6 protein-coding genes are annotated in these 6,478 nt (G+C 72.2%); 4 read left to right on the plus strand and 2 right to left on the minus strand.

Annotation, left to right across the window (positions count from 1 at the left end; genetic code table 11):
- Positions 1-552: 552 nt before the first annotated feature.
- Positions 553-1,137: an Rv1733c family protein gene (locus tag AC31A1_RS43980; RefSeq protein ID WP_393753572.1), complete on the minus strand. Its 585-nt coding sequence runs from the start codon at positions 1,135-1,137 to the stop codon at positions 553-555.
- A 215-nt stretch (positions 1,138-1,352) separates the two neighbouring features.
- On the opposite strand from AC31A1_RS43980, the gene AC31A1_RS43985 reads away from it, so the two are divergent.
- The 4 genes from AC31A1_RS43985 (at position 1,353) to AC31A1_RS44000 (ending at position 5,347) form a co-directional block, all read left to right on the plus strand.
- On the plus strand, positions 1,353-2,504 hold the full coding sequence (locus tag AC31A1_RS43985; protein ID WP_489658687.1) for a WD40/YVTN/BNR-like repeat-containing protein: 1,152 nt from the start codon (positions 1,353-1,355) through the stop codon (positions 2,502-2,504).
- 133 nt (positions 2,505-2,637) lie between these two features.
- The gene (locus AC31A1_RS43990) at positions 2,638-3,315 is read left to right on the plus strand and encodes a uracil-DNA glycosylase (RefSeq protein WP_398997443.1); all 678 of its coding nucleotides are present in this window, start codon (positions 2,638-2,640) and stop codon (positions 3,313-3,315) included.
- Between the two features lie 29 nt (positions 3,316-3,344).
- On the plus strand, positions 3,345-4,328 hold the full coding sequence (locus AC31A1_RS43995) for an N-acetylglucosamine kinase (protein WP_489658688.1): 984 nt from the start codon (positions 3,345-3,347) through the stop codon (positions 4,326-4,328).
- Between the two features lie 95 nt (positions 4,329-4,423).
- On the plus strand, positions 4,424-5,347 hold the full coding sequence (locus tag AC31A1_RS44000; RefSeq protein ID WP_489658689.1) for a sirohydrochlorin chelatase: 924 nt from the start codon (positions 4,424-4,426) through the stop codon (positions 5,345-5,347).
- Positions 5,348-5,441: 94 nt separating this feature from the next.
- Here AC31A1_RS44000 and AC31A1_RS44005 read toward each other — a convergent pair.
- Positions 5,442-6,478 (minus strand): lactonase family protein (locus AC31A1_RS44005; protein WP_489658690.1); only part of this gene is annotated, 1,037 nt, incomplete at its 5' end.

Genomic DNA, 6,478 nt, shown 5'->3' on the forward strand with positions numbered 1-6,478 from the left:
GGGTGCCCGAGGTGCGGGGCGAGGGAAATCGGGCGGGTCCGTCTGCCGCGAGTTCGAGCCGAGCAGGGCCAGTCAGGGCTGTGTGCCGGGAAGTACGCGCGGCTTTAGACCGGGCGGCCGGATGAACGGCGGCGCGGGCGAGTGAGATCGCACGGGTCCGTGTGCCGGGCGTTCGGGCGGAGCAGGACGGTCACGGCTGTGCGCCAGGAAGTACGAACGGCTTGAGACCAGCGGGCCGGAGGACCGGAGGCGCGCGACAAATGACATCGGACGGGCCCATACACCTGAGCGTTCGGACCGAACAGAACCGGTCAGGGCTGTGCGCCCGGAAGTACGGACCGCTTGGGACCAGCGGGCCGGAGGACCGGAGGTACTGGACACATGACATCGGACGGGCCCATGCACCTGAGAGTTCGGACCGAATAGAACCGGTCAGGGCTCTGCGCCGGGCAGCACGGACCGCTTGGGACCAGGCGGGCCTTTGGGATGGGCATCACGAAGGCCCTTGTCTGCGATCCGCAGGGCAGGGGCTCGTGGCGCCGGGCCGGGTGCTCAGCCCGTCTTGCGGCCCCACAGTGGGCCGAAGCGGGCCCACTCCTCGTCCCACTGGTCCATGCGCCGGCGTTCCAGCCGGCCGCGCAGGGCCCGGGCGCTGACGTAGGGGACAGCTGCCGCGCCCACGCCCAGGAGGGTGCCGATCATCACGGCCCGCAGCTTGGCCTGCGAGGCGCTGGCGGGCTTGGTGACCAGGTGGCCCTGCGGGTCGGTCCAGACGGTCACCGGAGTGCCTATCGCGCTGCCGGAGGGGACGCGTATCTGGCCGGTGTGCGAGGAGCCGTTCACGGCCGTCCAGCGGACCTTCGCCCAGACCGGTTCGCCGCTCGTCCTGCCGGAGTTCGCCGGGGCGGGGCCGGGCGCGTCCTGGACCACCAGGGCCACCACGGGTTTCCAGTCGACGCGTTCCTGGGCCAGCTCGTGTTCGACGGACTGGGTCGCCGTCAGACCGGCGAGCACCCCGGCGAGGACGGTGATCAGCCAGGCGCCGAGCACGATCCACGATTCCACCGCATCGGCACGGCGCTTGAGCGGATTCCGCCGCCACCGCCACAGCCACACCTTCGGACCTCGGAACGCCATCGAAGGCATCCTCCTCATGAACGCACTGACATGCCGAACCGCCCTCCCATACGGGAGACGTCTCCTCGATGCTCACGACGAATACCCCGACTCGACGTTCCCATGGCTGCCAGGACTCCCGCAGGCGCTTCGCCCCAAGCCCCCGCACATCCGCCCCCACAGCCCGATATCACCATCTTGACCTGCGGTGATGCCGGTTCCAGGGGTGACTGTCAGTGGTGGGGTGCAGACTGGGCGGTGACGGGGGCAAAGTCGCCAAAAACGCAGCGGAGGTGATCGGCATGACGGAGGTCCTGCTCGCGGTGGGCACGCGAAAAGGCCTGTTCATCGGGCGCAGGCGGGGTGGGGTCTGGGAGTTCGACGAGAGTCCGTACTTCAACGCGCAGGCGCTGTATTCGGTCGCCGTCGACACTCGCGGTCCCACACCGAGACTGCTGGCCGGTGGTGACAGCTCTCACTGGGGCCCGTCCGTGTTCCACTCCGACGACCTCGGCCGGACGTGGGCCGAGCCGGCGCGGCCCGCGGTCAAGTTCCCGAAGGACACGGGGGCTTCGCTGGAGCGGGTGTGGCAGCTGCACCCGGCGGCCGCGGAACCCGATGTGGTGTACGCGGGCACGGAGCCGGCCGCGCTGTTCCGCTCCGAGGACCGCGGCGAGAGCTTCGAACTCGTCCGTCCTCTCTGGGAACACCCCACGCGTTCGCGGTGGGTTCCGGGCGGTGGCGGGGAAGGCCTGCACACCGTCCTCACCGACGAGCGGGACCCGCGCGCCGTGACGGTCGCCGTCTCGACGGCCGGGGTGTTCCGCACCGGTGACGGGGGCGAGAGCTGGGCGCCGTCCAACTCCGGTGTCTCGGCGGTGTTCTTGCCGGATCCGAACCCGGAGTTCGGCCAGTGCGTGCACAAGATCGCGCAGGACGCGGCGACCCCCGACCGGCTGTATCTGCAGAACCACTGGGGCGTGTACCGCAGCGACGACGCGGGCGCGCACTGGACGGACATCGGCGCGGGCCTGCCGTCCACGTTCGGCTTCGCCGCGGCCACCCACCCCCATCGCGGCGACACGGCGTACGTGTTCCCGATCAACGCCGACGCGGACCGCGTGCCCGCCGAGCACCGGTGCCGGGTCTTCCGTACGGCGGACGCGGGCCGGAGTTGGGAGGCGCTGTCGGCGGGCCTGCCGACCGAGGACCACTACGGCACGGTGCTGCGCGACGCGATGTGCACGGACGGCGCGGACCCGGCGGGCGTGTACTTCGGCAATCGCAACGGCGAGGTGTTCGCGTCGGACGACGACGGGGACAGCTGGCGGCAGTTGGCGTCCCATCTCCCGGACGTGCTGTGCGTGCGCGCGGCGGTGGTCGCGTGAGGCTGGGAACTTCCGGAACGGCAACTCCCGCCAGGGCGGGCTTCGTTCACACGCGCCCACGGTTCGGTCGTTGTCGATCGGGCCGCGACCACCGGTTGATCGCCGGGCCCCGTACAGCAGTAGGGTGACGCCCGTGGCACCACGACCGTTGCATGAGATCGTCGAACCGGGCTGGGCGAAAGCCCTGGAACCCGTGGCCGGACGCGTCGCCGGGATGGGGGACTTCCTGCGCGCGGAGATCGCCGCCGGGCGCACCTATCTACCGGCCGGACCGAATGTCCTGCGAGCCTTCCAGCAGCCCTTCGACGACGTCCGCGTCCTGATCGTCGGGCAGGACCCTTATCCGACTCCGGGGCACGCGGTGGGGCTGTCGTTCTCGGTGGCCCCCGACGTACGCCCGCTGCCGCCGAGTCTGCTCAACATCTACCGGGAGCTGAACACGGACTTGGGGCTGCCCCAGCCGTCCAACGGCGATCTGACCCCGTGGAGCCAGCAGGGGGTGCTGCTGCTCAACAGGGCGCTCACCACGGCCCCGCGCAGTCCGGCCGCCCATCGCGGCAAGGGCTGGGAAGAGGTCACCGAGCAGGCGATACGGGCGCTGGCGGCACGCGGCAAGCCTTTGGTGTCGATCCTGTGGGGCCGTGACGCCCGCAACCTCCGGCCCCTCCTCGGCGACCTGCCCTCGGTGGAGTCCTCGCACCCGTCCCCGATGTCGGCCGACCGCGGCTTCTTCGGCTCCCGCCCCTTCAGCCGCGCCAACGACCTGCTGGTCCGGCAGGGAGGACAACCGGTGGACTGGCGTCTGCCGTGACGGTTTTGGGGGACGGTTCACCGGATGCCATGGGCAGGTTCCTCGCCGTGGACTCGGGAGGCTCCGGGCTCCGGGTCGTCGTGGGCGAGGTCGGCAGTGGCCGAAGATCGGGCCCGCTCTCGTCCGGGGAACCCGTTCGGACCGGTGCCCGTGGGATCGATCCCGGGCATTTCATGGAGCAACTGGCGCCCATGGTGAGGGCGTTGGCCGAAAGAGGTGCGCTGTCCGAGGTGGGCACGGCCGTCATCGGGGCAGCCGGGCTCGCCACGCTCGGGGACGGGTTGCGGGCCGAGTTGCCGGGGGCGTTGGCGCGAGAGTTCGGGGTGCGGACCGTCGCGCTCGCCGCTGATGCCGTCACCGCTTATGTGGGCGCTCTCGGGGCGCGGCCCGGTGCCGTGGTCGCCGCCGGTACCGGGCTGATCGCGATCGGCACCGATCTCACCGGGTGGCGAAGAGCCGACGGTTGGGGGCATCTGCTCGGCGACTGCGGTGGCGGGGCCTGGATCGGGCGGGCCGGGCTGGAGGCGGCGCTGCGGGCGTACGACGGGCGGGACGGTGGTTCCGGGGCGTTGTTGAGCTGTGCCGAGGAGCGGTTCGGGGCGATGACGGGGTTGCCGGGGCAGTTGTATCCGCGGTCGGACCGGGTCGCCGTACTCGCGGCCTTCGCGCCCCGTGTCGCCGAGTGCGCGTCCGGTGACCCGGTGGCGGACGGCATCCTGCGCGCCGCCGCCCGGCACATGGCCGAGTCCGCCGTCGCGGTCTGCCCGGCCACCGGCGAACCCCAAGTCGCGCTCACCGGTGGCCTGTTCAAGATGGGCGAGCCTCTCCTCGTACCGCTGCACGAGGAGTTGGCGAAACGGCTGCCGCATGCGCGGGTGGTTCCGGCGGAGGGTGATCCGCTGGACGGTGCCGTGCGGATCGCGCGTGATCTTGCCGCGGGCGCGCTCGCTCTGCCGTGTGACGGCGTGATGTTGTCCGTGGTGAGCTCAAAGGGACAAGGTGATCGCTTCTGATCCGTACGTAACTCATCAGACAAAACAGGACGGATACCGCTCACCTGCACCCTCCCCGAACAGGGGAGCCCAGGAAGCCAGTAACATGCCTCGCCATGAGCTCCCCCACTGGGCCCGCGTCCGGCCTGCCAGTACGAATGCCGCGACCTCGCCAGCCCGGGCGGCACCGCCGACCCGAGCAGCTGGCGGCTCCCGAGGGCGCGCCCGCGCTGGTCCTCGCCGTGCCGGGCACGCCCAGCGCGGCCACGCGCAGCCTCGCCGAGGAGGTCGTGAGCATCGCGCGCTCCGAGCTGCCCGGTCTCGACGGCCGCATCGGTTATCTCGACGGGGACGACTCCGAGTTCCCCACGCTGACGTCCGTGCTCGCGCACGCCGCCGAGGAGCGCACCGCCCGCTTCGAGCAGGCCAGGGCCGCCGGCGCCGACGTCCAGGAGCCCGACGGGCCGGTGGCCGTCGTCGTGCCGCTGCTCGCCGGTCCGGACAGCGCGCTGCTGCGCCAGGTTCGCCAGGCCGTCATGGACAGCCGGGTCGCGGCCGACCTGACCGATGTGCTCGGCCCGCACCCGTTGCTCGCCGAGGCGCTGCACGTGCGGCTGTCCGAGGCGGGTCTGGCCCGTGCCGACCGTGCCCGGCTGTTCACCGTGGCGACCGCAGCGGACGGCATCATCCTCGCGTCCGTGGGAGGCGAGGAGGCCGTGCAGGCGGCCGGTATCACCGGCATGCTGCTCGCCGCGCGTCTCGCCGTGCCGGTGATGGCTGCGGCTCTGGACCAGGAAGGTTCCATCGCGGCCATCGCGGAGCAGCTGCGCGGGTCGGGTTCGCAGCAGCTGGCGCTGGCGCCGTATCTGATCGGCCCCGAGATCGACCCGGGTCTGCTGCAGGGGGCCGCCGCCGAGGCCGGCTGTGCCGCCGCCGAGGCGCTCGGTCCGTACCCGGCGATCGGCAAGCTCGCGCTCGCCAAGTACACGACGGCGCTGGGCATCGCCCCGCCGCAGCAGCAGGGCGCGCCGGTTCGCTGATCCACCCCGCACGCGTCACGCCGTAGCGCCGAAAGGGCCCCTCCTCATGCGGGAGTGGGCCCTTCGGCATGCATGCCTGGCAAACACGTCGGATTCAGTCGAAGACCACGCAGGACGCGGCGGTCACCTTGATCGAGCCGCCGCGGCGGGGGACGCCCGTGGCGGGGTCGACGGTGAACCACGTCACGTCACCGGAGCGTTCGTTGGCCACGTACAGGTGGCCCCGGGCCTCGGTGATCGCGCGTGGCCAGTGGCCTTCGCAGGGCACCGTGCCGATCAGTCGCAGCCCGTCGCCCTCGACGGCGAGTACGGAGAGCACGTCCTCGCCGCGGGTCGCCGTCCAGACGAAGCGGCCGTCCGGCGAGGTCACGATGCCCGAGGGGTAGGCGGCGTCGCCGTCCGGCGGGCCGGGCAGGACCGGCACCTCGGTCAGCGGTTTGAGTGAGCCGCTCCCGGCGTCCCAGCGGCAGACGGTGACGGTCGGCGTGAGTTCGTTGAGGACGTAGGCGTGCGCGCCGTCGGGGTGGAAGGCCAGGTGGCGGGGGCCCGAGCCGGGCCGTAGCGCGATCTCGCGGTGCGGTACGGGGCGTCCGTCGTCCAGCGTGCACACCCGCACGGAGTCGGTGCCGAGGTCGACGCTGACCACCCAACGGCCGCTCGGGTCGGGCTGGATCTGGTGGGCGTGCGGACCCTGCTGGCGCTGCTGGTGCGGGCCGGAGCCGGTGTGCCGGAGCTGCCCGGAGGGGCGGCTCGCCAGGGTGCCGTCGGGGCGGACCGGCACAGCGGTGACGCTGCCGGAACCGTAGTCGGCGGTCAGGACGTGCCCCGCGAACAGGCTCAGGTACGTCGGCCCCGCGCCGCCCACGCGCACCGGCGCCCCCAGCAGCTCAGGCTTGTCGCCGTTCACGCGGTACGCGGCCACCGCGCCCTCGGCCGTCTCGCTGACGGCGTAGAGGGTGTCCCCGTCGGGTGCCAGGGCGAGATACGAGGGGTCGGGGACGCCGTCAACGCTGCTCAGGACGGTCAGCGCACCGCTGTCCGCGTCCACGGCAGCCGCGACGACACCCGGGCCGCCCGCCGCCGTGAACGACCCGATGAAGGCCCGCCGCCCCCGCCTGCCGCCGTCTGCCA

Source organism: Streptomyces sp. P5F9, assembly GCF_057961495.1.

What these genes read in the sequence shown, in the direction of transcription:
- AC31A1_RS43980 (WP_393753572.1), bottom strand. Translation starts at nt 1,137, where the DNA reads ATGGCGTTCCGAGGTCCGAAGGTGTGGCTGTGGCGGTGGCGGCGGAAT.
- AC31A1_RS43995 (WP_489658688.1), top strand. Translation starts at nt 3,345, where the DNA reads ATGGGCAGGTTCCTCGCCGTGGACTCGGGAGGCTCCGGGCTCCGGGTC.
- AC31A1_RS44000 (WP_489658689.1), top strand. Translation starts at nt 4,424, where the DNA reads ATGAGCTCCCCCACTGGGCCCGCGTCCGGCCTGCCAGTACGAATGCCG.